Below are 25,252 nucleotides of genomic sequence, written 5' to 3'. Positions count from 1 at the left end.
TTCTGAAGGTTCAGGAACGGCGACCGGCGAGCGCGGCAAGGACAGCCGAACCGGCAAGAAGGCAGGCGGCCAGAAGGAAGGTGCTCCACCATCCCGCGGTGTCGAACAGCATGCCGCCAGTGAAAGCGCCGCCTGCAATGGCAAGTTGGATCAGCGCCACTTGCAGCCCACCTGCCGCTTCCAACTCACCGGGGACGATAGCGGCCATCCATGTGTTCCAGGCGACCGGAAGCGGCGTCGAGAAAAATCCCCACATGACGAGCAGGGATGCGGTAACCGCCGCGAACGGCCCGAGAGCGATCAGCAGCAGGGCAAGGACCGAAAGAGCAGCCGGCAAGCCTACGAGAACGAAGAGGAGGTGGCGCCGGGCGACGAAGCCAATGACGGAGGTTCCGGCCAGTCCACCGACGCCAAGGCCGAGAAGCACCATGGACAGAACATTCAATTCCAGTCCCGTGACGCCTTCGAGGAACGGACGAAGAAAGATAGACAGGGCGTTCTGGCCGATGAAGGCGAGACCGGTCGCCGCCATTCCAATCGCGAATGTGCGATTGCGCAGCAGCCCGAATATTCTGGCCACCGACACGGTTGATGTCGCCGGCATCCTCGGCAGAACGACCAGTTGCCAGACGAGCGCTGCTATTCCGATCGGCACCGTGATGAAGAAGGTTCCGCGCCATCCCATCAACCCGCCAAGAAAACTGCCGAGCGGCGCGGCAAGGACGAGGGCGAATGCGGTGCCGCCTTGAAGAAGCGCAATGGCCTTGGGCAGATCACGGTCTGAAGCCAGGCGTGCCAGAATAGCCGTCGATAGCGACCAGAAGCCGCCGATCGAAACGCCGACCAGGGACCGCCCGACGAGAAAGACAAGGAAGTTGGGTGCGAGGGTAACCGCCAAGCTCGATGCAACAAGAACCGCCGTATAAAGCAGGACGATAGATTTCCGATCAATCTTCGCCAGGAAGGCATTACCGAAAAGGCTGGTGATGACCGCAAAGACTCCCGACACGGTGATCGCTAATCCAGCTTGCCCCTCTGAAATAGAGAGGTCCCTGGCGATCGGGGTCAGAAGGCTCACAGGGAGAAATTCCAACCCCACCAGAAGGAAAGTGAGAAGCGAGAGGCAGGTCACAGCAGACCATGAGGTCGCCGTGTCGTCCGTCAGTGAGGTCTCATTCAATGTCAACTCGACGGTCATTCACGTTCTCCTGTCCGTTGCCAGATAGATAGCCGGACTGGTTTTGCGCGACTAGAAGTTATAATCTGAACATCGTGATGAAGGAGATTCAACAATGCGGCGCGACGAGTTCACGGAAATGCGTGCGTTTCTGGAGGTGGCTCAAGAGCGGAGTTTCACGCGCGCTGCATCAAAGTTGGGAGTCACGCGCTCGGCGTTGAGCCATACGATCAGCGCGCTCGAGGCACGGCTCGGCGTCCGGCTTCTCTCCCGCACGACGCGTGACGTGGCTCCCACAGCGGCCGGTGCGCGCCTGGTGGAAACTATCCAGCCGCATTTCGAGAGTATCGCTGCCGGGATCAGTGCCCTCGGCGCGCTGCGCGACACGCCTTCGGGCACAGTCCGCCTCGTATGTCCCGATGACGCGGTGGAGCTGGTCTTCCGTTCGAGGCTGCCGGCATTTTTACGGGATTGCCCCGATATCACCGTGGAACTCATCGTCGACAACGGTTTCACAAATATCGTGGAGCGCCAATTCGATGCCGGCGTGCGGCTCGGCGAAGCGATTGCGCGCGACATGGTGGCCGTTCGCATTGGACCCGATATCTCTTACGCCGTGGTCGGATCACCCGAATATTTTGCGGCCCGCACTGTGCCTTCGACCCCGCATGACTTGACGAACCACAATTGCGTCAACCTGCGTCTCCCGACGTCAGGCGCTCTCTATGCCTGGGAGTTTGAAAAGGATGGCCGCGAGTTCAGCGTACGTGTGGAAGGCCAGCTCGTGATGAGCAACATAGGGCCGGCGATCAATGCCGCTCTCGACGGCGCCGGGCTGTCTTATGTGCCGAGAGACCTCGTCCGGCAATATTGTGACAGCGGTCAACTGAATGAAGTGCTGGCCGACTGGGCGCCAACATTCCAAGGGTATCATCTCTATTACCCCAGCCGGCGCCATCCATCCCCTGCTTTCTCCGCCTTCGTCGAAGCCTTTCGCTACCGGCATCGGTAACCAATGCTCGTGTCGGGAGGTTCCGCCGGACAAAGGGGGCGCAAGGCGCAACACGCTGCGCCCCTTGTTCATCGAAGGTTGCCGAGGGCCGTTACCGGGCGCTGTCGATGATTGCGCCGCCGTCGGGGGTAAGGCTGTATCCCGTAATGAATTGGGAGTCCCTGCTGGCCAGGAAAAGCACCACCGGGGCAATGTCGTCTTCCGGCGAGCCGAAACGAGCGAGCGCGTTTGTCGGGGGAGGGATGTCCTTATTCTCGGCGCCCCAGGTGTCCGCGACCGGCAGAACGTTGTTTACGGTGATCTTGTCGGCACCCCATTCGCGTGCCGCCGTGCGAGTCAGCGCACGTACCGCCTCCTTGGCCATGTTGTACGGACCGTAACCAGCCAGTCCCACGGTGCCGGCCATCGAACCGAAATTGATGATCCGCCCGTCTCCGCCTTCTCTCAGGTGAGGATAACAAGCCTGCATGAAGCGCAGATACGCGATCGGCCCGGTGTCGAAGTTCCGTTGCAATTGCTCGACCGAAAGGTCGATGACCGACGACGAGACCGCAGAACCATCGAAAGCATTGTTCACGAGAATGTCGATGCGGCCATATGTTGCGACAACCTTGTCCACCGCGGCCGTGATTTGAATGGCTTCAGCGACGTCGCAGACGACGCCGAGGGCGGTGCCGCCCGCTTCGACGATATCATCGACAACGCGTTCGACGCCTTCGGATGTCCGCGAAAGAACTGCGACCTTCGCGCCTTCGGCCGCAAACAGCTTTGCGGTGGCGCGGCCAATGCCGCGGCTTGCGCCAGTGATAACGGCAATTTTTCCATTGAGTCGACCCATGTGTATCTCCATTTGATAAGGCTTAGGAATCATCGAGGTGTCAGAGGGCAGCGGCCTGGACGTAAGGCGAAGGGACGTCGCGGACGTCGTTCTGCGTCATGAATGAGGTGATCAGCAGCGCCAGGCCGATCGCCGCTGGCAGAGCGCCGACAGGTTTTCGAACGCCGATATGCGCCAGACCCGACAGCAGCAGATGAAAGAAGATACCTGCATAGGCTAGATCGCTGAGCGGCACGCTGACGCGCGAAAGGATTGCGATCGGGCCGAAGACCTTAACAATGATCATGAACGGAACGAGGCTGTTCGCGCTGTATCCGAGTTCCGTCAGCGCTTCACGAACCCACTGTTTCCTTGTGGCGTACATGTAGGCTGAAGCGAGATAGAGCGCGGATAGAAGTGCCGTGCTGATCCAGTATCCGTAAAATTCAAGCATAGTTCATCCCTGTCGCTGCCCAGGCAGCAACATTCCTCTCGTCGAGTCTGTCGGTTTCTATGTGAGGGGCGCTCCTTTTACTGCGTCCCTGATGCACGGATGGAAAATGTCGTCTAAGGTCTATCTTTGCAAGTAGGATGAATTACTTGCAGCTAGTATGGAAAACCAGACCATGGCCGATGGCGAAATCAATATGCATGAGGAGATGCGTCGCGCATTCGCGCTGCTCTCCGGCAAATGGAAGCTGGAAATCATGTGGCTGCTCCATCAGCGGATCCACCGGTTTGGCGAACTGAGAAAGGCTATTCCCGGCATTACCCAACACATGCTGACGGCGCAACTCCGCGAGCTCGAAGCAGACGGGCTCGTGTCCCGCACCATCTTTGCGGAGGTTCCTCCGCGCGTCGAATACGAGATCACCCAAAAAGCGCGGGGCCTCGGTCCCACCATGGAAGCGTTGACGACATGGTGGAATGAGTACGGGAGGAGTGTGCCGGTGAAACCGAGCGCACGCGGTCGGAAAGCGAGAGATGGCTGAACTGCCTGTGGGTCGATTGATCATAGTGGCGCGATAGCCGATAGCAATGACGATATCGCAGTCCGTCCGGCGGCTACTCACCGGCAGTTCGTCATCTCAAGGATCACATTCACGAAAAACTCGAACCGGACTTGTTCCAGCCTTCCTTGACCGTTTCCATCGCGACATTCGTCGATGTGTTGGCAACGTGGGGCAGTGTCGAGATGCGCTCGCCGAGGACACCGCGGTAGCGGCCGATATCGCGCGTGCGGATCTTCAAGAGATAGTCGAACCTGCCGGCGATCATATGGCACTCTTCGACTTCGCTGATCTTCTTGATGGCATCGTTGAAGCTTTTCAGCGCGTCTTCGCGGGTATCGGAAAGCTTCACCTCGACGAAAGCAATATGGTCGAGCTGCATTTTCGACGGATTGAGGACGGCCTTGAAGCCTTCGATATATCCTTCGCTGATCAACCTTTTGAAGCGGATCTGGCACGGCGTCTTCGACAATCCGACACGCGCGGCGAGATCGGTGATCGACAGCCTGCCGTCCTCGGTGAGTGCGGTGAGGATCTTTCTGTCGAACTGGTCCAATTCACTAAAGATGTCGGTTTCAGTAGCCATTTGAACTCTCGCGGGCGAATTAATAAGTTCATACAGCCTGGAAACGGCCGAAATCAAGTGAGATCGCGATTTGCGGCTGTGGTAGATTGTAGGCCGGGCAGAAGAGTGCTGAAATCGGTATCGGCGCCGCGCTCAACACGGGGATCATAAATGCACAACAAAGAAGCGGATGACGATCGGACGCCGGATTTGCTCGCGCACTACCGGCCGCTGGCGATCAGGGCCGTGGCCGCGGCGCTCACCCTCAAGCGCGACAGACCGGAGGCGCGCCCGCTGCGAGAGACGGAATATTCCGGCCCCGCCTGCACGGACGATGCACAGTGGGACGATGAGCCCGGCATCTCGTTCATCCGTTAAACCAGACATCGATTGGTAGGTACTTTCATGTTGAACGCAGCGATCGACCCCGCCTCCTCCAATGATCCGGCCGATGGCGCGCCATTCTCGGCCTTTGCCCCACCGATCCGACCGCAATCCGAACTTCGCCAGGCCATTACGGCAGCCTATCGCCGGCCGGAAACCGAATGCCTGCCGCCGCTCGTTGCAGCAGCGCGCGTCTCCGAGGCAAAACGCTATGACATTCGCAGCACGGCCCGCAGCCTGATCGAGGCGTTGCGCGCCAAGCACAAGGGGACCGGTGTCGAAGGGCTGGTGCAGGAATACTCGCTTTCCAGCCAGGAAGGCGTGGCGCTCATGTGCCTCGCCGAAGCGCTGCTGCGCATTCCGGATACCGAAACCCGGGACGCGCTGATCCGCGACAAGATTGCCGAGGGCAACTGGACCTCCCATATCGGCGGCGGAAAATCCATGTTCGTCAACGCCGCCACCTGGGGGCTCGTCGTTACCGGCAAGCTGACGTCGACGGTCAACGATCGGAGCCTTTCGGCAGCGCTGACGCGGCTGATCGCGCGCGCCGGCGAGCCGGTCATCCGTCGCGGCGTCGATATGGCGATGCGGATGATGGGCGAGCAGTTCGTCACCGGTGAAACGATCGCGGAGGCGCTGAAACGCGCCCGGCCGCTGGAAGCACGCGGCTTCCGTTATTCCTACGACATGCTCGGCGAGGCCGCGACGACGGGCGCCGACGCCGAGCGTTATTACCGGGATTACGAAAAGGCGATCCACGCCATCGGCAAGGCGTCGGACGGGCGCGGCATCTATGACGGTCCGGGCATATCGATCAAGCTTTCGGCCCTGCATCCGCGCTACAACAGGTCGCAGGCCGGCCGGGTGATGAGCGAGCTGCTGCCGAAGGTCAAGGCGCTGGCCGTTCTCGCCAAGACCTATGATATCGGCCTCAATATCGACGCGGAGGAGGCCGATCGGCTGGAGCTTTCACTCGATCTCCTCGAGGAGCTTTGCTTTGCCCCTGATCTTGCCGGATGGAACGGGCTGGGCTTCGTCGTGCAGGCCTATGGCAAGCGTTGCCCCTTCGTCCTCGACTACATCATCGATCTCGCACGCCGCTCCGAGCGCCGGGTCATGGTGCGTCTCGTCAAGGGCGCCTATTGGGATGCGGAGATCAAGCGCGCCCAGTTGGATGGACTCGACGACTATCCGGTCTATACCCGCAAGATCTACACCGATGTCGCCTACGTCGCCTGCGCGCGCAAGCTGCTCGATGCTCCGGATGCGGTCTTCCCGCAATTTGCCACCCATAATGCGCAGACGCTCGCCACGATCTATCGTCTGGCGGGTCCTGATTTCACCGTCGGCAAATACGAGTTCCAATGCCTGCATGGCATGGGCGAACCGCTCTACGACGAGGTTGTCGGGAAGGAAAAACTCGACCGGCCTTGCCGCATTTATGCGCCTGTGGGAACGCATGAGACGCTGCTCGCCTATCTGGTTCGGCGTCTTCTGGAAAATGGCGCCAATTCCTCTTTCGTGCACCGCATCTCCGATCCGAATGTCTCGGTCGAGGCGCTGATCGCCGATCCCGCCGAAATCGTCGCGGCCATGCCCGTTATGGGCGCGCCCCACGCGCAGATCGCCTCGCCGAAGGCTCTTTACGGTAACGCCCGGGCCAATTCCGATGGTCTCGATCTCTCGAACGAGGCCACACTTTCGGATTTGGCTGAGGCGCTCATCTCCACGGCTGCTGCCCCATGGCATGCGCTTCCCCTCCTTGCCGACGGCTCTACGGAGGGGGTGACGCGCGATGTTCTCAATCCTGCCGATCACCGGGATGTCGTCGGCACGGTAACCGAGGTGAAGGTCGAGGAGGCTGCGCGCATCGTTCGCATGGCTGCGGATCATGCGCCGCAATGGGCTGCCGTGCCGCCGGCCGAGCGTGCTGCCTGCCTGGAACGGGCCGCCGACATCATGCAGGCCCGCATCAAGGTGCTGATGGGCATCGTCATGCGCGAGGCCGGCAAATCCGCGGCCAACGCCGTCGGCGAAGTGCGTGAGGCGATCGACTTCCTGCGCTACTATGCCGAACAGGCGCGCAAGACCCTCGGCCCCTCGCATGCACCCCTCGGCCCGATCGTCTGCATCAGCCCCTGGAATTTCCCGCTGGCGATTTTCACCGGACAGGTCGCCGCAGCCTTGGTGGCCGGCAATCCCGTGCTTGCCAAACCCGCCGGCGTCACGCCGATTATCGCTTCGGAGAGTGTGAAGATCCTTCACGAGGCGGGCGTGCCTGTCGGTGCCTTGCAGTTCGTCCCCGGCAGCGGCCGTCTCGGCGCCGGCATGGTCGGGGCGGAAGAGACGGCAGGCGTCATGTTTACCGGGTCGACCGAAGTTGCCCGCCTGATCCAGGCGCAATTGGCCGAACGGCTGTCGGCGAGCGGCAGGCCGATTCCGCTGATCGCCGAAACCGGCGGCCAGAACGGCATGATCGTCGACTCCTCGGCATTGGCCGAGCAGGTGGTGGCCGACGTCATTGCCTCTGCCTTCGACAGCGCCGGTCAGCGCTGCTCGGCACTCAGGGTTCTCTGCCTTCAGGACGATGTCGCCGACAGGACCCTCAACATGCTGAAGGGCGCCCTCCGCGAGCTGACGATCGGCCGTACCGATCGGCTGAGCATCGATGTCGGCCCAGTCATCAACGACAGCGCAAAGACGGAGATCGACCAGCATATCGAGCATATGCGCGGCTTAGGCCGCAAGGTGGATCAGCTGCAGTTGCCGGAAAGTGCGGCGGCGGGGACCTTCGTTCCGCCAACGATCATCGAGATCAAATCGCTGTCGGACCTGACGAGGGAGGTCTTCGGACCGGTCCTGCATGTCATCCGCTTCAAGCGAAACGGTCTCGACCGGCTGATCGACGACATCAACGCATCGGGTTACGGCCTCACATTCGGGCTTCACACCCGGCTCGATGAAACGATCGCGCATGTGACCAGCCGCATCAAGGCCGGCAACCTCTATGTCAACCGCAACATCATCGGCGCCGTCGTCGGCGTGCAGCCTTTCGGCGGCCGCGGCCTGTCGGGAACAGGCCCCAAGGCAGGCGGTCCGCTCTATATCGGCCGGCTGGTGCAACGTGCGCCCGTGCCGCCGCAGCAGGATTCCATTCATACGGACCTTGCCCTTCGTGACTACATCGTCTGGCTCGACAAGAAGGGCCTGTCGGGTGAGGGGGAAGCGGCGCGTGGATATGCGAGCCGTTCGGCGCTCGGGCTCGAACGCGAACTCACCGGTCCGGTGGGCGAGCTTAATCTCTACGCGCTCCATCCCCGCGGTCGTATTCTCGTCGTGCCGCAGACGGAGGGCGGGCTTCATCGCCAGATCGCCGCAGCCCTATCGACCGGCAATCACATCGTCGTGGACTCGGGTTCGTTATCGAGGTCAGTCCTGGCGGATCTTCCGGCGGCTGTCGCCGGCCGGATTTCCTGGACCTTGGACTGGGAAAAGGACGGGCCGTTCTCCGGTGCCCTCGTCGAAGGGGATCGCAACAGGGTTCTGGCCGTCAATCAGAAGATTGCTCACCTGCCCGGTCCGCTTCTGCTGGTCCAGGCCGCAACGACCGAAGAATTGGCGAGCGATCCCGAGGCCTATTGCCTGAATTGGCTGCTGGAGGAGGTGTCGACCTCGATCAACACCGCGGCTGCCGGCGGAAATGCAAGCCTTATGGCCATCGGCTGAGTGACAAGACGAGGGCGCAGAAAATGTGCTCTCGTTGGCATGCATGCGCCCTTGATCGTCGGGAAGGGTGGCCGAAAGCCGGCCCATCCAATGGGTTTGCCCAAGCCTGAGAAAACCGCGGTCTTTCATGAGCAGCATAAGCGTCCGCATTCCCCCGGCAGCTCGGCCGCCTCCGCGGTCTCCCGTGCGGTGCAGCCCTGTCCGGGGCGAAATCAGGCAGGTCTGTTGGTATTCATGCCGCCGCGTGCCATCCATCGCGGATATGGCGGTGGCCTTCGCGATAGACTGCTTCCGGTGTCTCGGAGAAGTCGCGCCAGACCTTTGTTGCGGCGGCGAGCTCCTTGAGCGCCCGGCCGAAGGCCTCGATTGTCAGCCACCCGTCGTAGCCGCTCGCGCGTAGCGCCTTGAACGTCTCCGCCCACGGAATGTTGCCCCGCCCCGGTACGCCGCGGTCGTTCTCCGAAATGTGGACATGCACGATGCGGTCACTGTTTCGCGTGAACGCGCCGATGGGATCGGCTTCTTCGATATTGCTGTGGAACGTGTCGTACATGGCGCGGATATGCGGATGTCCGACCGCGTCGATATGGGCCGCAAGATCGTCCATCGTGTTGAACAGGTAGCATTCGAAGCGGTTCAGCGCCTCAAGCCCGATCGTGATGCCGTGCTTTGCTGCATGGTCGCCGATCGCCCGTTGCGAGGAAACCGAACGCTTCAGTTCCGCCGCGCTCGGCCCGCTTCCAGAGAACTTGCCGAGCGTCGAATGTAGCGGGCCGCTGAGCAACGTCGCGCCCAGCGCATCGCTGCAGTCGATTGCCCATTTCACGTAGTCGATGCCGCGCCTGCGGGTCGCGGCGTCGGCGGCGATCAGGTTCATCTGCGGATCGCCCATGGCGGAAACGGCGGTCCGTTCCAGGCCGATCCGGTCAAGCATGTCTGCCAGCCGATGGTAGTCGTCGGGTGTGCCCGAAAAGATCGGGATCTCGACGCCGTCAAACCCCGTGTCCTTGATATCGCGTAACAGTGCCTCGTGTTTCCGGCCGACACTTGTCGTCCAGAGAAACATGCACATGCCGATCTTCATCTCCCCTCCACTTGGCCTGCGGCCACTCCGAGATGGTTTCAACGTCCTATCATTTTTCCAGATCTGGTCATACCAAATCTTGGAATCTGGTCAAGCCAGTTTATTACAAGCTTGGGGTGCCGGATTCGCGCCTAAGCGAGAAAATCAGTATTAAATATCGACCGCCTAAAGAAATATCGACCTTTTGGCCCCGTCTTGCAGAGGGTTAAGAATTGAGCTAGAGCTTTCAAATAACGAGAATTGGCCAAACCAGATTGCCGAAGGTGGCGAGAGTGGCCAACCATAACATGACCTTTTGCCGCCCGATTGGCGGTGGACCGTGCTGCAACTGTCTGGGAGGACCTCATGCATCTTTCGACACATAACTGGATGCGGGCCGAACCGCTCGCCGTTACGCTGAAGCGCATCAGGAAATATGGCTACGAAAGCATCGAGATATCTGGGGAGCCGGCGCAGTACGACATCAAGGAGACGCGCGCGCTGCTGAAAGAGCATGGCATCCGCTGCTGGGGCGCCGTTACGCTGACGCTCGGCGAACGCAATCTTGCCGCCAAGGATGAAGGCCAGCGCGCCAGGTCAGTGGACTATGTCAAGAGCGTCATCACCATGGTCAGCGAACTCGATGGCGAGATCGTCACCCTCGTGCCGGCCACCGTCGGCAAGGTGGTGCCGGATGGCACCGAGGAGGAAGAGTGGACATGGGTGGTGGACGCTACCAAGGAGTGTTTTGCCCATGCCCAGAAGAGGGGCGTGCGCATTGCCGTCGAGCCGCTCAACCGTTTCGAGACCTATTTCTTCAACCGTGCCGCCCAAGCGCTGGCGCTCGCCGATGCCGTCAGCCCCGAATGCGGGGTTTGCCTTGATGCCTTCCACCTGAACATCGAGGAGGAAGACATGTATGAAGCGATCCGGCTCGCTGGAAAGCGCCTGTTCGATTTCCACGTCGCCGATAACAATCGTTTTGCCGCCGGCCTCGGCCAGCTCGACTGGCCGAAGATCATCGGCACGCTGAAGGAGATCGGGTACGACGGCGCCGTCACCAACGAATTCGTCGCTCCGGTCGACCGCACGCCGGCCTCAAAATATCCGGACATGGTCGAGCGTAACCCCGTCGATATTCCCCCGGAGCAACTGAAATTTATCCAGGACCACGGCTCGAGCGTTCTCACTGAGAAGTTCTACGACGATCAGATGCGGATCACTGCCGAGACGATCCTGCCGCTGATCAGGTAACGAACGGAAGACATATGCCCTGTGGCTCGCGGGCCGTGAGGGGCAGGGGATCCGAGACATGCGCATTAAGACCGTAGAGGCCTGGTGGATCAAAATTCCCATCGAGGCGAGCCGTCAGCACCGCAGCGACTTCGGCCGACTGACGACCTTCGATAGTGCGATCCTACGGATCGAAACGGACGACGGCATCGTCGGCTGGGGAGAGGGCAAGAATGCCGCGGGCAGTTCGGGCACCTATGGCACGCTGGTACACATGATCAATCACGAGATTGGGCCGAAGCTCATCGGCCGCGATCCTGCCGACATCTCCACCATATGGGAAATGCTCTACAACGGCGTACGCCACGAGACGGCGGCGAGTTCAGGTCACGCCATGCCCGAGATCGCGCGGCGCGGTCTTTCCGTCGCGGCGATCAGCGCGGTCGACATAGCGCTCTGGGACATTCTCGGCAAGTCGCTCGGCGTCCCTGTCTGGAAGCTGCTGGGTGGGCGCAAGGCGGACAGGTTGCCCGCCTATGCCTCGGGCGGTTGGGAGAGCGTGGACCGGATCGGCGAACAGCTCCGGTCCTATGTCGCGGCCGGCGGTTTCAAGTCAGTCAAGATGCGCGTCGGCGCGATGGATCGTGCGCTGCATGTCTCGGCATCGCGCGTGCGGGCGGCTCGCAAGGCGATCGGCCCCGACGTCGACCTGATGGTCGATGCACACGGCACGTATACTGTTGCGGAGGCAAAGCGCTTCATCCAGATGGTCGCCGATTGCGACCTCGCCTGGTTCGAGGAGCCGGTGATAGCCGATGACAAGCCGGGCATGGCGGAGGTGCGCGCGGCTGGGAACGTGCCGATCGCTGCCGGCGAGAGCGAGGCGACACGTTTTGCCTTCCGAGATCTTGCCATGCTTCGGGCCGCCGACATATTCCAGCCGGATCCCGCCTTCTGCGGCGGCATTACGGAGGCGATGCGCATCAGTTCGCTCGCCAGCGCCTTCAACCTCCGTTTCGCGCCGCATCTTTGGGCCGGCGCGCCCTGCTTCTTCTCCGGCCTGCATTTGTGCGCGGCTTCCCCGGCAAGCTTCGTCATCGAATATTCGCTCGGCGCCAATCCGATGATCCATGATCTTGTCGAGGACACTGTGTCGGTGAAGGACGGTATGGTAGAGATCCCGGACAGGCCTGGCCTGGGCTTCACGATCAATCAGCGGGTCCTGGAGACTCACGCGCAAAGACAGTGACGATGAAAGAAAATTCCCTCCTCTCCGATCTCGCGGCACATCTTTTCTCGAACTCGAGCGGCAACGGCCGCACGCCATCGGAGCGAGAGCTTGCGGAGCATTTCGGCGTCAGCCGGGGCCAGGTTCGCGAGGCACTGGCCATTCTGGAGGCAATGCGCATCGTCGAACGCCGGGCCAAGTCGGGCATCTACCTGACGACCACGGAGGCGAGCGTGGAGGCAATGGCACTTTTTGCCCGCGCCGGCGTGCCGCTTGATCCTATCCTGATCTACGAGACCGTGGAGCTTCGCAAGATCCATGAGATCAAGGCCGCGGAACTCGCATGCGATCGGGCGACGGAGGAGAATTACCAGCAATTGCGCGATATCCTCGCTGCGTCCGAGGCGAAGCTTGCCGCCGGCGAGGGGCTGGCGCGCGAGGATCGGGACTTCCATTTGGAGATCGTCCGAGCCACCAAGAACAGCGTCTTCCATCGGGTGTGCAGCGTCTACTACGTCATGGGCGAGCACCGCCTGCCGATCTATTTTGCCGACGCCGCCCGCAGCCGGCGCTCGCATGAGGAACATATCCGCATCTATGAGGCGCTGCTTGCCCGAGACGGCAATCTGGCCCAGGCGCTGATGAGCGCGCATCTTCAAGGCGCGGAAAGCTATTGGAAGGGTCTCATCGGCGGTCCAGCGACGACAGCCGGATAGGCGCAACCGGCGGGAGGGCCGATGAGCTTCATCTTTTCCACACATCCCCTGCACCCCGCGGCCAAGACCATGCTTGAGGCTGCGGGTGATCTGCGCGTCGCTTCCGCGCCCGATCCCGAAACGTTGCTGCGAGAAGGCCGCGGCGCGGGCATCGTCGTCATACGCGCGCCGATCCCGCCGGCCTTCTTCGAAGATGCGCCGGCGCTTCGCGCGGCGATCCGCCATGGTGCCGGGCTCGACATGGTGCCGATGGATGCGGCGACCCGGGCCGGCGTACTTGTCGCCAACGTCCCGGGCGCCAATGCCTCGACTGTCGCCGAGCACGTCTTTCTCGTGACGCTGGCCCTGCTTCGGCGCTTCCGCCTGATGGACCGCGACCTGCGTCAGAACGGCTGGGTGGCGGGCCGCGCCCAATCGGATACGGCCGTCGACCTCGCCGGCCGCACCATGGGCATCGTTGGAATGGGCAATGTCGGCAAGGCGATCTTCAAGATCGCGAAGTTCGGTTTCGGACTGGAGGTGGTCGCCACGAGCCGGTCGCCGGAAAGCGTGCCGGACGGCGCGCGTTTCGTCACGATCGATGAGCTTGTGGCGACGGCTGACATCGTGGTGCTCTGCTGCCCGCTGACGCCGGAGACGACCGGCTTGCTCAATGGCGGTCGCATCGGGCGCATGAAGCCCGCGGCCATTCTGGTCAACGTCTCGCGCGGCCCCGTGATCGATGATGCGGCGTTGATCGAGGCGCTGCGCGATGGTCGTATCGGCGGAGCCGCGCTCGACGTCTTCGCAACGCAGCCGCTGCCGCTCGACCATCCCTATCTCGGCTTTGACAACGTCATCGTCACGCCCCATCTCGCTGGTCTGACGGAAGAGAGCATGATGCGCATGGGAACAGGCGCGGCGAGCGAAGCCCTGCGCGTCATCAAGGGCGACTTGCCCGTTAATTTGCGCAATCCCGAAGTGGTAGAACACTACCGCCGGCGCTTTCCCGCATAGCGCCTCGTCGCGACAATTCGAAACGCTGGCTGCCCCTGCCGTGCCGCCGAGACCGCTGGCATCCTTCGGACCGATCAGGTCAGCCCGCGTGCCGCAGGCTTACACCGCTTCCGGCATCAAACAGCACGACCTTTTCCGGATTCCACGAAAAGCGAACCTCATCCTCGATCCGAAGCGCCGTCTGTGTCGGCACGGTCGCGTGGATGAACTTCTCGCCGGTGCGCAGCGTCACGATCTTTTCGACACCGTGATTTTCCACGTCGTGGACCCGTGCTTCGCCGGGCGCGCCGCTGTCGAGAAAAATGTCCTCGGGACGGATGCCGAAGGTGAGCGGACGACCGTCTGTCGCGATCCCGTGTCCGTTGCCGAGGGGCAGCCGATAGCCCTCGCTCGCCACTGCCTCGCCGCCGGCAAGCGTGCCGGCAATCAGGTTCATCGGCGGCGAACCGACCGCGCGCGCGACGAAGGTGTTGACCGGGTTTCCGTAGATCTCTTGCGGCGTACCCGTCTGCACCAGTTGACCATTGTTCAGGACGCCGATTTTGTCGCCCATCGACATGGCCTCTATCTGGTCGTGAGTGACGAAGAGGAAGGTCGCGCCGAGGTTCATCTGCAGGTTTTTCAGCTCGGTGCGAAGTGCTTCGCGAAGCTTCGCGTCGAGCGCCGAAAGCGGTTCGTCCATCAAGAAGACCCGCGGTTTGCGCACGATGGCCCGGCCGATCGATACGCGCTGCATCTCGCCTCCCGACAGCCGGTCCGTCTTGCGGTCGAGCAGATGCTCGATGCGCAGGGTTTTCGCAACGCGGTCGACGCGCTCCTTGATTTCCCCGGGTTCAACGCGACGGATACGGGATTTCAACGGAAATTCCAGGTTCTCCCGCACCGTATAGCGCGGGTAAAGCGAGTATTGCTGGAGCACCAGGGCCACGTCGCGCTCGGCGGCACCCCAGTCGGCGACGTCCTGCCCGTCGATGAAGATCTGGCCTGCGGTCGGCTTTTCGAGACCGGCGATTAGGCGCAGCGTCGTCGTCTTGCCGGCGCCGGTCTGCCCGAGCAGCACGAAGAACTCGCCGTCAGCAATGTCGATGTTCAGGTTTTTCAGCGCCGTGTAGCTGCCGAAGGTCTTGGTGATGCCCTTGAGTTCGATATGCGCCATCAGAGTCTGATCCCCAGCGACGAGCCGGTCGCGGTGTTGAAGAAATGTGCCTGGGCGGGGTCGATGCGTGCCCAGACGGCTTCGCCGGGACCAGGCACGAAACCGCTCTTGGTCCGTGCCCTGATCATCTGGTGACCGACCTTCAGGTCCACGATGTCGTGGGAGCCAAGAGGCTCGATGATATGCGCTTCGACCGGCATGAAGCCCTCGCGGGCCTCCCGTGAAACGAGCACGCCCTCAGGGCGTACCCCGAGTGTCAGCTTGCCGTTCTCGGCCCTTGCGTCAGAGAGGCGGTTGGCCAGTACGGCGGGGAACTCGAAGCCCGTCGTCCCGTCGCCGACCTGCACGCTGGTATGGCCGCCCGTTTCGCTGACGGTCGCCGGCGCCATGTTCATGACGGGGCTTCCGACGAACTGGGCGACGAACGTGTTGGCGGGTTGCGCGTAAACCTCTTCCGGCGTGCCGATCTGCTGAAGGATGCCCTCGTGCATGATGACGATGCGGTCGGCGAGCGACATGGCCTCCACCTGGTCATGCGTCACGTAGATGGTGGTTGAACCCTGCTTGATATGCAAACGCTTGATTTCCGCCCGCATCTCCTCGCGCAGCTTCGCGTCGAGCGCACCGATCGGCTCGTCCATCAGCATGGCCTTTGGCCGTCGCACCAGCGCGCGGCCGATTGCGACACGCTGCATGTCGCCGCCGGACAGCGCCGAAGGCTTGCGGGCCAGCAGACCGGTGATGCGCAGCACACCGGCGATCTCGCGGACCGACGCATCGACATCGGCACGGCTCATCCGGGTAGCGCGGAGCGGGAAGGCGATGTTCTCGTAGACCGTCATGTGCGGATAGAGCGAGAAGGATTGGAACACCATGGCGATGTCCCTGCCGGATGCCTTGATATGCTGCACCGGCTGCCCGTCGATCAGAATGTCGCCTTCGTCGATCGTCTCGAGCCCCGCGACGGCGCGCAATGTCGTCGTCTTTCCGCAGCCCGATTGTCCAAGCAGCACGATGAATTCATTGTCGGCGATGGCGAGATTAAGGTCTTTGATGACCTGGACGGCACCGAAATATTTCTGGATCCCGCGAAGTTCGATCTGCGTCATGAATGGCTGCCTTCGTCTGGTTGCGCGTCCCGCGGGATTTTGGTCGTCACCATGAAGGCGATCAGTCCGACGAGCGTCATCGTCATGCCGTAGCGATGCAGAAATAGGTTCCAGGGCTGGCAGAGCGCGATAATGCCGAGGATCATCAGATACTGCGAAGCGGGTTCGAGAAATCTCTGGTTCAAGGCGCGGAAGGTCATTTGCGGATCGCTCCGAAGCTCATGCCGCGCAGGAGATGGTTCCTGAGCAGGAAGGTGAAGATGGCGACCGGTAGCAGGAACAGGAACGTGCCGGCCGCAATGACCGTCCAATCCGGCAGGCCCGAGCCGACCTGGCTCGGAATGAAGGGTGGAGCCGTTTGCGCGCGCCGGTTCGTCATGATCAGCGCAAATGCATATTCGTTCCAGGCCGTGATGAAGCAGAAGACCGCGGTCGCGGCGATTCCGGTCGCCGCTTCCGGGATGACGATCTTGAAAAAGGCCTCCATCCGCGTGTAGCCGTCGACGAGTGCGGCCTCCTCGTACTCCTTCGGGATCTCGTCGATGAAGCCCTTCATCAGCCAGACGGAGAAGGAAAGGTTGAAGGCGGTGTAGAGGATGATGAGGCCCCAATGCGTGTCGTTGAGGCCGACGACACGGTACATGAGGAACATCGGGATCGCGACGACGACGGGCGGCAGCATGCGCGTCGACAGGATGAAGAAGAGAAGGTCTGCCTCCCCCTTCACCTTGAAGCGCGAGAAGCCGTAGGCTGTGAATGTTCCCATGCCGACTGCCAGCACCGTGGACGTGATGGCGACGATCAGCGAGTTCATGAAGCGGTTCGGATAGCCGGATGGCTGCACCTCGCCGCGACCGGAGCGGACGATCTTCTCGCCGCCGTCGAACACCATCCGCTCCCACCAGGGGGCGGCGGCATATTCTTCGGGAGTCGGCGTCCCGCGCAATTGCGAGCGCTTGGTGAAGAGCTTCACGAAGGGCGAGAGTTCCGGCTCGAAAAGTACCGTCGGCGGAATGGTGGTAGCAAGGTTGCGCGGCTTGAAGGCCGTCGAGGTGATCCAGTAGATTGGCGCCAGGAAGATCAGCGTGATGACCAGTACGGCGGCGATCGCCACCCGGTTCAGCGCGCGTTCGGAGCGGGTTTGGACGGCAGCCATCTCAGCGCTCCTTCACTTTGTTGAGGTACTTGACGTAGATGTTGGTGATGGCGAGAACCATGATGAGCACGATGTAGGCGAGTGCGCAGGAGCGCCCCGTCTGCCATTCCTGGAAGGCCATCTTGTAGAGCCGGATGGAGATCACCTCGGTCGTCGGTTGGCTGGTCAGGATGTAGGCCAGGTCGAAGGTTTTGAAGGCTTCCATCGTACGGAAGATGATTGCGATCATGAGGATCGGCGCCACCAGCGGCAGCGTGATGCGGAAGAAGGTATAGAACGGCCCCGCCCGGTCGATCGCCGCTGCCTCGTAGAGATGCTTTGGCACGGCCGAAAGGCCGGCAAGCGACAGCAGCATCACGAAGGGCGACCACATCCAGATGTCCGTGATTGCGACCGCATAGAGCGCCATGTCCGGATTCGACAGCCACTCGAAGGAGCCGAGGCCGAGTGCGTAGTTGATGATGCCGAAGGACGGGTCGTAGAGCAGCTTCCAGAAGAGGCCGACCACTGCCATCGAGAGCATCATCGGCAGCAGCAGCAGTGTCGTCAGAAGACCCTTCAGCGGGATATCGCGGTTGAGCAGCATCGCGGTGCCGAAGCCGACGATCACCTGCCCGGTAACAGAGACGATCACATATTTCGCGGTGATGGCGAAATTCGACCAGATGAAAGGATCGTTCAGCAGCTCACGGTAGTTCTGCAGGCCGACGAAGTTGGCCGGCGCGTTCGACGAGGCGCGAAAGTCGGTAAAGGAATAGCCGAGCGAATAAATCAGCGGAAAGATGTTGAAGACGATCAGGAACAGGATCGTCGGAATGATGAAGAGATTGCGAATCCGGATGTCGCTCATGCCGCGAGATGCGGCACGCGATTTCGTGTCCAGCGATGTCATGACTGCGGTGGCCAATCCTCTCCTCCTCCGAGAGTTCGGCGCCGGATGCCGGAACGGCATCACGATGCGCGAAGTTGATGCCGGGCGCCGCGCCCTCTCGAGCCGCGCCTTCGGCGCGGAGATGCAGAATGAAAGGGGAGGGGCTAGAGCCCCTCCGCCGAGCGCGGTTGCTACTTGTGGCGTCCATATTTCGCGAACGTCGCGTTCCAGTCCGCTGCCAGAGAATCGAGCACTTCCTTCGCCGTGCCTTGGCCGGCGGTGACGAAGGGATAAATGCGCTGGTTCATCTGGATCAGCAGTTCGGCATATTCAGGCGTTGCCCAGAAGTCCTTCACCTTGAACATCGTCTCGTAGAAGGCCTTGTTATAGGGTGTCGCGTTCTGAAACTCCGGCGATTCAAGCACCTTGGCGCTTGCCGTGTAGCCGCCGAGTTCGGCCCAGCGCTTCTGGGTCTCGTCCTTGATGAACCATTCGAGGAATTTCATCGCCTCTTCCTGGTTTTTTGAGTAGGAGATGACCGATATGCCTTGGCCGCCCAGCGCTGCGAATTGCTCGCCGTTCGGGCCCGCCGGATTGGCAAAGAAGCCGGTAACCTTGGCGTTCGGGTTCGACGCCTCGTTCACCAGGGCCGGGAAGAAGGCGAAGTAGTTCATGCTCATCGCCGCCAGGTTCTCGGTGATCGCCTGGTTGTTCTCGACGAAGAAGGACTTGGCCCAGCCCGGAGGTGTAAAGCCGTAGAGCTCGCGATAAAGCTCGAGCGCCTTGACGTTCTTCTCGGAATTGATGATGCCGTCGACCTTGTAGCTCTGGTAGTCGCCGAGTTCGCCGCCAAACGAGAAGATCGCGTTCTCGACACCCATGACGAGACCGTCATAAGAGTTGTCGGTATAGATGGCGATTCCGTATCGCTTCTGGTCTGGACGGTGGAAGAACTCGGCGATGTCACGCATCTCGGCCCATGTCTTCGGCGGGGCGAGGTCGTAGCCGTATTTGGCCTTGAACGCCTCCATCTCCTTGGGATCTTCGAACCAGTCTTTGCGGTAGGACCAGCCGACGGCGTCGCCTTCGGCCGGAATTGACCAGTACTTTTTCGAGTTCGACGGATATTCGGCGTAGTATTTCACTGTTGCCGGGGCCATCACCTGGGTCAGATTATGCTTGGTGAAGAAGTCGGTCAGATCGACGTAATGGCCGGCTTCTGACGCTGCCCCGATCCACTGGCTGTCGCCGACGACCATGTCATAGGCTGAACCCTTGGCGTTGAACTCGGTGAAGGCCTTGGTCTGGAAGTCAGCCCATGGTGTGGTCTCGACCGTGACTTTGACGCCGGTTTCAGCCTCGTATTCGTTGGCGAGTTCCTGAAGGTAGTTTGCCGGGTCCCACTCGGCCCAGAAGATCGTCAGTTCCTGGGCTTGCGCGGACGTTCCGCAGGCCCACATCAATCCGACACCGGCCAACAGACCGGTCATAGTTTTGCGCATAACGTTTCCTCCCATTTATGCACGCTTCCCGCTTCATCGCGGGCCTCCCGATCCGGCTTCCCGATCCCCCTGGGTGGTGTTCGTGCTGGGGGTCCTCCTCGACCCCTAGCTCGTTTCAGATCTCAAGCCTGAATGTCGTTACCTTGATCTGGTATTACCAAATGCCATTATCGTCAAGCGCAACCTCGGAGAGCTTTCGTCAAAGGCTCGTCTTCAGTCTTTCGACGTCTTTCCCCCGCATTTGCAGGCCTGTCGATGCCCTTTTGTCGGTTCGTCTCACATTCATCATCGGCAATCCAGACCACAATACAAGAATATATTACTGGCACTGGTCTAACCAGTTGGTGTGCCAAGTCTGGGCGCGCCACGTCATGACTCGCTCTCCGCCTGCCGTAACGCGGTATCAACAAGCGCCTTGGCCGCCCACTCGGCAACAGACTGCGCGCTTTCCGAGGTCAGGCCCCAGATATCCTTCAATACGATCAGCACCTCGACGCCGAAGACAAGCGAAAGCGCCTGCGCAAGGCGTTCCCGGGACTCGGGCGGCACGGTGCCCTGCAGCGGGGCCGTCACGCTCTTCAGCAGGTCGACCCGGTGGCCGCGCTTGAACAGCGGCTCGTTGCCGAGCGTGCCCGCCTGACGCTGCGCCCACTGGTCCAGTGAAAGTTTCAGCGCCGCCTTGAAGGTGGCCTCGAACTCGTCGATGCGCGGCATTGCGGTCGCCAAGAGGTCGGCAACGCGGGTGCGCGCATCCGGACTGTCCGACGACCAGCCGAGGATCGGCCCCAGAGCCTCATCCACCACGGCATGCACGAGCGCGGCCTGGCTCGGAAAGTAACGGTAGGCCGTCGCGCGCGAGACTTCGGCAGCCTCGGCGACTTCACTTACCGACGGCGTGATACCGGACTGCATGATCCGCGTTGCCGTTTCGAGCATCAGTTTTCGCGTTCGGGCACGCGGGCCTCGCTCGGTCCTGGCTGTTTCGTTCTGTTGACGTGAGACATCCATGTCTTTATGATACGCACGTCTCACAAATTTGCAAGGGCCCGTCGCTTTGTCCCAACGTGAGATATGCCGGGAGGAAATCCACCCGGTCGCGGAGGGGAAATGAAGCAGATCTACGTGGTCGGCACGGCCGACACGAAGGGCGAGGAGCTTGCGTATCTTGCCGCTTGCATCGAAGCGGCGGGCGGCGGTGTTGTCCGCGTTGACGTCGGCATAGGCGAGTCTGCGACCGCCGTCGATGTGAAGGCCGACGCAGTGGCGGCGTGCCATCCGGACGGGGCTGGAGCCGTTCTTGCCAGCGGGGACCGCGGAAGGGCGGTCGAGGCGATGGGCATTGCTTTCGCGCGCTTCCTTGTGGAGCGCCAGGACATCGCCGGCGTCATCGGTATCGGTGGAGGCGGAGGCACTTCGATCATTACCGCAGGCATGCGCCAATTGCCGCTCGGTCTGCCAAAGATCATGGTCTCGACGCTCGCATCCGGCGATGTTGCTCCCTTTGTCGATGTTTCAGACATCGTGATGATGCCTTCGGTCACGGACATGGCGGGCCTGAACCGGCTGAGCCGCGTCATCCTTCACAACGCCGCTCAGGCGATCACCGCCATGGCCCACCGCCCGGCTGAGGTGACTGCATCCAAACCGGCCCTCGGGCTTACCATGTTCGGCGTTACCACACCTGCCGTATCCGCCATGGTCGAGCGCCTCCGAGCGGACTGTGATTGCCTGGTCTTCCACGCCACAGGCACGGGCGGGCGGGCGATGGAGAAGCTTGCCGACAGCGAGCTCATCTCTGGCGTGCTCGACATCACGACGACCGAGGTCTGCGACCTGCTGTTCGGCGGCGTCTTGCCCGCCACTTCGGACCGTTTCGGCGCCATTGCTCGCAAAGGCTTGCCCTATGTCGGTTCGGTTGGTGCGCTCGACATGGTGAACTTCTGGGCGCCGGAGACCGTTCCGGAGCGCTATGCCGGCCGGCTTTTTTACCGGCACAACCCGAACGTCACCTTGATGCGCACGACGTCGGCCGAATGTGCGCAGATTGGCCGCTGGATCGGCGACAAGCTCAATCTCTGCCACGGCCCCGTACGCTTCCTCATTCCCGAAAAGGGCGTTTCGGCCCTCGACATCGAAGGCGGTCCGTTCTTCGATCCGCAAGCCGACGCCGCGCTTTTCGCCGCTCTCGAGGCGACGGTGAAGCCGACGGCGTCGCGACGTATTATTCGCCTGCCGCTCCATATCAACGACCCGCACTTCGCCGAGGCCGCCGTCGCGGCCTATCGTGACATCGCCAACCCCTGAGAGACAAATCGATGCCAGTCATACCGCGCAACACCATCCTCGAAAAATTTCACGGCATGATCGCAGCCGGCGTGCCGATCGTCGGCGGCGGCGCCGGCACCGGCATCTCCGCCAAGGCCGAGGAGGCAGGCGGCATCGACCTCATCATTATCTACAATTCCGGGCGCTACCGCATGGCGGGGCGCGGTTCGGCGGCCGGACTGCTCGCCTATGGCAATGCCAACGAGATCGTCAAGGACATGGCACTTGAAGTGTTGCCGGTCGTGAAAAAGACGCCGGTACTCGCCGGCGTCAATGGCACGGACCCCTTCGTACTGATGCCGCGCTTCCTCGCCGACCTCAAGGCAATGGGCTTTTCCGGCGTACAGAACTTCCCCACAATCGGCCTCTTCGATGGCCGGATGCGGCAGAGTTTCGAGGAGACAGGCATGAGCTATAATCTGGAGGTCGAGATGATCGCCACCGCCCACGGGCTCGACCTGCTGACGACGCCCTATGTTTTCAACGAGAGCGAGGCGATCGCCATGACGGCCGCCGGCGCCGACATCGTCGTGGCGCATATGGGCGTGACGACCGGCGGCACGATCGGCGCCACATCCGGCAAGTCGCTCGATGACTGCATCGATGAGATCACCGCGATCGCCAAGGCAGCGCGTTCCGTGCGCGACGACGTCATCGTGCTCTGCCACGGCGGCCCGATCTCCATGCCGGAGGATGCGCGCTACGTCCTCGAGCGTTGCCCTGGCTGCCACGGCTTTTATGGCGCAAGCTCGATGGAGCGCCTGCCGGCAGAGGCGGCGATCCGCAAGCAGACGGAAGATTTCAAGGCGCTCGCCATCGGCGCGGTCGTCTGAGGAAGGGCATGAGGAGGCCGTTTCATGGTAAAGGACAAGTACTTCATCTATCCTGAGGATGTGAGCGCCTTCGGCTTCGACTGGGGCAAGCTGTCGCTGACTGTGGCGCCCGAGGTCAACGGCGCCAGCCGCTTTTCGGGCGGTGTCGTCGAACTGCCAAGCGGCGAGGGCCATTCCCGCCACAATCATCCTGGCGCGGAGGAAATCATTTTTGTGATTTCCGGCGAGGGCGAGCAGATGGTCGAGGACGAGACGGGTACTCCGATCACGCGGAAGGTCGCCAGCGGCTGCACGATCTATGTTCCCGAAAGTCGCTTCCATTCGACGAAGAACACTGGCGGCGGACCGATGCTCCTCTTTGTGGTCTACTCACCGGCGGGGCCGGAGCTTGCGCTTCGCGATTTGCCGGACTTCCGCCTGCTGCCGCCGGGCTTCTGAAGTGGCGCATCCATTTTCTGGGAGGAAAGACAATGAACGACAATGCAGGGCAAACGAGGCAGGCCGCCGTGACGCCGTTCGATACGGCCAAGCTCGACCGTCTCATGGAGGAAGCCGGTATCGACGTCGTCGTCGCCACCTCCAAACACAACACGCAATATCTCATGGGCGGCTACAAGTTCATCTTCTTCGCGGCCATGGATGCGATCGGGCATAGCCGGTACCTGCCGATGGTGATTTATGAGAAAGGCGCGCCTGATCACTCCGCCTATGTAGGTAACCGCATGGAGGGCGCAGAGCACCAGAACAACCCATTCTGGACGCCCGCCGTGCATACGGCGACCTGGGGCACGCAGGATGCCGCCGGGCTCGCCGTCGAACACCTGAAGAAAATCGGCAAGAGCGGTGGGCGCATCGGCATCGAGCCAGCCTTTCTGCCATCCGACGCCCGCGACCTCCTTGCCTCTCGGCTGGATGGCGCTCGATTTGTCGATGCCACGCATGTGTTGGAGCGGCTAAGGGCGGTCAAGACGCCGGATGAACTGGCAAGGCTAAGACGCGCCTCCGAACTGATTACCGACTCCATGCTGGCGACGATTGCGGCGGCCCGCGCCGGCTCGACGAAGATGGAGATCATCGAGCAGCTGCGCCGGGAGGAAACGAACCGCGGCCTGCACTTCGAATATTGCCTGCTGACGCTCGGTTCCAGCCATAACCGCGCGGGCTCGCCGCAGGCCTGGGTCGAGGGCGAGATCCTGTCGATCGATTCCGGCGGCAACTATCACGGATATATCGGCGACCTCTGCCGCATGGCTGTGCTCGGCGAGCCGGATACGGAGCTGGAGGACCTTCTGGCCGAAGTCGAATGCATCCAGCAAGCGGCCTTCGCCAAGGTCAGGGCAGGGGCTGCGGGCAGTGAGATGATCGTGGCAGCGGAGGCCGAGCTCAAGGCCTCGCCGTCGGCGGCCTTCACCGACTTTTTCTGCCATGGCATGGGCCTCATCGCCCACGAAGCACCGTTCCTCATGACGAACCACCCCGTCACCTATGATGGCATCGATGCCGACAAGCCGCTGGAAGCCGGGAGCGTGATCTCGGTCGAGACGACGATGCTTCACCCAAAGTGCGGATTCATCAAGCTGGAGGATACGCTTGCCATCACCGATGGCGGCTATGAAATGTTCGGCGACCGTGGCCGCGGCTGGAACCGCGGCGGAGCGTGATTGTAGGCCCAACCGCAAAGAAGGCCCGGCAGATGTCAGCTGCCGGGCCTTTTTCGTTACTTGGTATCGTCGTCTCAGCTGTGGTGGATCTCCGTTCCCAGCACCTTCAGGCATTCGCGGATAAAGGCGGCGAGCGCCGTCCAGCCCTTGGCCGAAACCATGGTGCCATCGACATAGGCTTCGGTTGGCGAGAGGTCGATATAGGTTCCGCCCGCCAGGGTGACTTCGGGTTCGCAGGCCCCAAGTGCACCCACCTTCTTGCCGCGAACGACACCGTCGACCGCGATCAGGATCTGGACCCCGTGGCAGATGGTGAAGATCGGCTTCTTCTCGTCGTGGAAATGACGCACCATTGCCTGCACCCGCTTGTCGGTGCGGATATATTCCGGTCCGCGCCCGCCGGCGCAGTAGACGGCATGATACTGGTCGAGCTGGTTCTCGGCCTCGGAAAATGTCTTGTTGATGGTGACGTTGTGCCCGAGTTTTTCGGTGTAGGTCTGGTCTCCCTCGAAATCGTGCAGCGACGTCCTGAGGATATCGCCGGCCTTCTTGTCCGGGCACACGACGTGCACCGTGTGGCCGACCGCCTCCATCGCCTGCTGATAGACGAAGATTTCGTACTCCTCGGTGAAATCGCCGGTGAGCATCAGGATTTTCTTGCCTGGCATGGGTTCTCCTCCTCTTGTCAGATCGGGCAGGCACGATCGTG

The 25,252-nt window shown here is 61.6% G+C and carries 25 protein-coding genes; 12 read left to right on the top strand and 13 right to left on the bottom strand.

Going from position 1 to position 25,252, the window contains the following annotated elements:
• Positions 1-10: 10 nt before the first annotated feature.
• On the bottom strand, positions 11-1,198 hold the full coding sequence (locus tag HX899_RS08170) for an MFS transporter (RefSeq protein ID WP_181292187.1): 1,188 nt from the start codon (positions 1,196-1,198) through the stop codon (positions 11-13).
• A 94-nt stretch (positions 1,199-1,292) separates the two neighbouring features.
• Here HX899_RS08170 and HX899_RS08165 point away from each other — a divergent pair, with 94 nt between their 5' ends.
• Positions 1,293-2,189, top strand: coding sequence for a LysR family transcriptional regulator (locus tag HX899_RS08165; RefSeq protein WP_181292185.1), 897 nt, complete (start codon positions 1,293-1,295; stop codon positions 2,187-2,189).
• Between the two features lie 91 nt (positions 2,190-2,280).
• Here the strand turns inward: HX899_RS08165 and HX899_RS08160 are convergent, their stop codons facing one another.
• Positions 2,281-3,027, bottom strand: a complete 747-nt coding sequence (locus tag HX899_RS08160) for an SDR family NAD(P)-dependent oxidoreductase (RefSeq protein WP_171600562.1) — start codon at positions 3,025-3,027, stop codon at positions 2,281-2,283.
• Positions 3,028-3,067: 40 nt separating this feature from the next.
• Complete coding sequence (locus HX899_RS08155) at positions 3,068-3,460, bottom strand: DoxX family protein (RefSeq protein WP_105008942.1); 393 nt, start codon at positions 3,458-3,460, stop codon at positions 3,068-3,070.
• Between the two features lie 157 nt (positions 3,461-3,617).
• On the opposite strand from HX899_RS08155, the gene HX899_RS08150 reads away from it, so the two are divergent.
• On the top strand, positions 3,618-3,998 hold the full coding sequence (locus HX899_RS08150) for a helix-turn-helix domain-containing protein (protein WP_181292183.1): 381 nt from the start codon (positions 3,618-3,620) through the stop codon (positions 3,996-3,998).
• 109 nt (positions 3,999-4,107) lie between these two features.
• Here HX899_RS08150 and HX899_RS08145 read toward each other — a convergent pair whose 3' ends face one another.
• Positions 4,108-4,602, bottom strand: a complete 495-nt coding sequence (locus HX899_RS08145; RefSeq protein WP_181292181.1) for an Lrp/AsnC family transcriptional regulator — start codon at positions 4,600-4,602, stop codon at positions 4,108-4,110.
• 150 nt (positions 4,603-4,752) lie between these two features.
• Between HX899_RS08145 and HX899_RS08140 the strand changes: the two genes are divergently transcribed.
• The gene (locus HX899_RS08140; protein ID WP_131712861.1) at positions 4,753-4,959 is read left to right on the top strand and encodes a hypothetical protein; all 207 of its coding nucleotides are present in this window, start codon (positions 4,753-4,755) and stop codon (positions 4,957-4,959) included.
• A 27-nt stretch (positions 4,960-4,986) separates the two neighbouring features.
• On the top strand, positions 4,987-8,694 hold the full coding sequence (putA, locus tag HX899_RS08135) for a trifunctional transcriptional regulator/proline dehydrogenase/L-glutamate gamma-semialdehyde dehydrogenase (protein WP_181292179.1): 3,708 nt from the start codon (positions 4,987-4,989) through the stop codon (positions 8,692-8,694).
• A gap of 232 nt (positions 8,695-8,926) precedes the next feature.
• Here putA and HX899_RS08130 read toward each other — a convergent pair whose 3' ends face one another.
• Positions 8,927-9,778, bottom strand: coding sequence for a sugar phosphate isomerase/epimerase (locus HX899_RS08130; protein WP_181292177.1), 852 nt, complete (start codon positions 9,776-9,778; stop codon positions 8,927-8,929).
• 345 nt (positions 9,779-10,123) lie between these two features.
• Between HX899_RS08130 and HX899_RS08125 the strand changes: the two genes are divergently transcribed.
• From HX899_RS08125 to HX899_RS08110, 4 genes are read left to right on the top strand one after another with little or no spacing between them, the layout of a single operon-like run.
• Complete coding sequence (locus HX899_RS08125) at positions 10,124-11,011, top strand: sugar phosphate isomerase/epimerase (protein WP_181292175.1); 888 nt, start codon at positions 10,124-10,126, stop codon at positions 11,009-11,011.
• Positions 11,012-11,069: 58 nt separating this feature from the next.
• Positions 11,070-12,239, top strand: a complete 1,170-nt coding sequence (locus HX899_RS08120) for a mandelate racemase/muconate lactonizing enzyme family protein (RefSeq protein WP_181292173.1) — start codon at positions 11,070-11,072, stop codon at positions 12,237-12,239.
• 2 nt (positions 12,240-12,241) lie between these two features.
• Positions 12,242-12,934, top strand: a complete 693-nt coding sequence (locus tag HX899_RS08115; RefSeq protein ID WP_138388660.1) for a FadR/GntR family transcriptional regulator — start codon at positions 12,242-12,244, stop codon at positions 12,932-12,934.
• Positions 12,935-12,955: 21 nt separating this feature from the next.
• Complete coding sequence (locus HX899_RS08110) at positions 12,956-13,930, top strand: NAD(P)-dependent oxidoreductase (RefSeq protein WP_138388661.1); 975 nt, start codon at positions 12,956-12,958, stop codon at positions 13,928-13,930.
• 79 nt (positions 13,931-14,009) lie between these two features.
• On the opposite strand, the gene HX899_RS08105 is transcribed toward HX899_RS08110, so the two are convergent.
• The 7 genes from HX899_RS08105 to HX899_RS08075 all read right to left on the bottom strand — a co-directional run bounded on the left by HX899_RS08105 (position 14,010) and on the right by HX899_RS08075 (position 20,732).
• Positions 14,010-15,086, bottom strand: a complete 1,077-nt coding sequence (locus tag HX899_RS08105) for an ABC transporter ATP-binding protein (RefSeq protein ID WP_138332482.1) — start codon at positions 15,084-15,086, stop codon at positions 14,010-14,012.
• Entirely contained in the window at positions 15,086-16,195 is a 1,110-nt protein-coding gene (locus tag HX899_RS08100) for an ABC transporter ATP-binding protein (protein WP_181292171.1), read from the bottom strand. The genes HX899_RS08105 and HX899_RS08100 overlap by 1 nt, the downstream gene beginning before the upstream one ends.
• Positions 16,192-16,395 carry a hypothetical protein gene (locus tag HX899_RS08095; RefSeq protein WP_138388663.1) on the bottom strand — a complete coding sequence of 68 codons (204 nt, stop codon included), beginning with the start codon at positions 16,393-16,395 and terminating at the stop codon, positions 16,192-16,194. The genes HX899_RS08100 and HX899_RS08095 overlap by 4 nt, the downstream gene beginning before the upstream one ends.
• On the bottom strand, positions 16,392-17,351 hold the full coding sequence (locus tag HX899_RS08090; protein WP_138332488.1) for a carbohydrate ABC transporter permease: 960 nt from the start codon (positions 17,349-17,351) through the stop codon (positions 16,392-16,394). Before HX899_RS08090 ends, HX899_RS08095 begins: the two co-directional genes overlap by 4 nt.
• Before the next feature lies 1 nt (position 17,352).
• Positions 17,353-18,258 (bottom strand): carbohydrate ABC transporter permease, encoded by a 906-nt coding sequence (locus HX899_RS08085; RefSeq protein WP_003562956.1) that lies wholly within the window; start codon positions 18,256-18,258, stop codon positions 17,353-17,355.
• A gap of 155 nt (positions 18,259-18,413) precedes the next feature.
• The gene (locus HX899_RS08080; protein WP_181292169.1) at positions 18,414-19,724 is read right to left on the bottom strand and encodes an ABC transporter substrate-binding protein; all 1,311 of its coding nucleotides are present in this window, start codon (positions 19,722-19,724) and stop codon (positions 18,414-18,416) included.
• Positions 19,725-20,093: 369 nt separating this feature from the next.
• Positions 20,094-20,732 carry a TetR/AcrR family transcriptional regulator gene (locus HX899_RS08075; protein ID WP_180196613.1) on the bottom strand — a complete coding sequence of 213 codons (639 nt, stop codon included), beginning with the start codon at positions 20,730-20,732 and terminating at the stop codon, positions 20,094-20,096.
• Positions 20,733-20,831: 99 nt separating this feature from the next.
• On the opposite strand from HX899_RS08075, the gene HX899_RS08070 reads away from it, so the two are divergent.
• Genes HX899_RS08070 through HX899_RS08055 form a run of 4 tightly spaced genes read left to right on the top strand, consistent with a single transcriptional unit; the run spans position 20,832 to position 24,543 of the window.
• The gene (locus HX899_RS08070; protein WP_181292163.1) at positions 20,832-22,028 is read left to right on the top strand and encodes a Tm-1-like ATP-binding domain-containing protein; all 1,197 of its coding nucleotides are present in this window, start codon (positions 20,832-20,834) and stop codon (positions 22,026-22,028) included.
• 11 nt (positions 22,029-22,039) lie between these two features.
• Positions 22,040-22,882 (top strand): phosphoenolpyruvate hydrolase family protein, encoded by an 843-nt coding sequence (locus HX899_RS08065; RefSeq protein ID WP_181292161.1) that lies wholly within the window; start codon positions 22,040-22,042, stop codon positions 22,880-22,882.
• Between the two features lie 24 nt (positions 22,883-22,906).
• Entirely contained in the window at positions 22,907-23,320 is a 414-nt protein-coding gene (locus HX899_RS08060; RefSeq protein WP_181292159.1) for a cupin domain-containing protein, read from the top strand.
• A gap of 32 nt (positions 23,321-23,352) precedes the next feature.
• On the top strand, positions 23,353-24,543 hold the full coding sequence (locus HX899_RS08055) for a Xaa-Pro peptidase family protein (protein ID WP_181292157.1): 1,191 nt from the start codon (positions 23,353-23,355) through the stop codon (positions 24,541-24,543).
• A 74-nt stretch (positions 24,544-24,617) separates the two neighbouring features.
• On the opposite strand, the gene HX899_RS08050 is transcribed toward HX899_RS08055, so the two are convergent.
• A complete protein-coding gene (locus HX899_RS08050; RefSeq protein ID WP_181292155.1) occupies positions 24,618-25,211 on the bottom strand; it encodes a DJ-1/PfpI family protein in 594 nt (197 codons plus the stop codon).
• Between the last annotated feature and the right edge of the window lie 41 nt (positions 25,212-25,252).

The sequence above is a fragment of the Rhizobium sp. WYCCWR 11146 genome (genome assembly GCF_013591995.1).
In the GTDB taxonomy this organism is placed as follows: domain Bacteria; phylum Pseudomonadota; class Alphaproteobacteria; order Rhizobiales; family Rhizobiaceae; genus Rhizobium; species Rhizobium indicum.
This window is presented reverse-complemented; position numbering and strand designations above follow the sequence as displayed.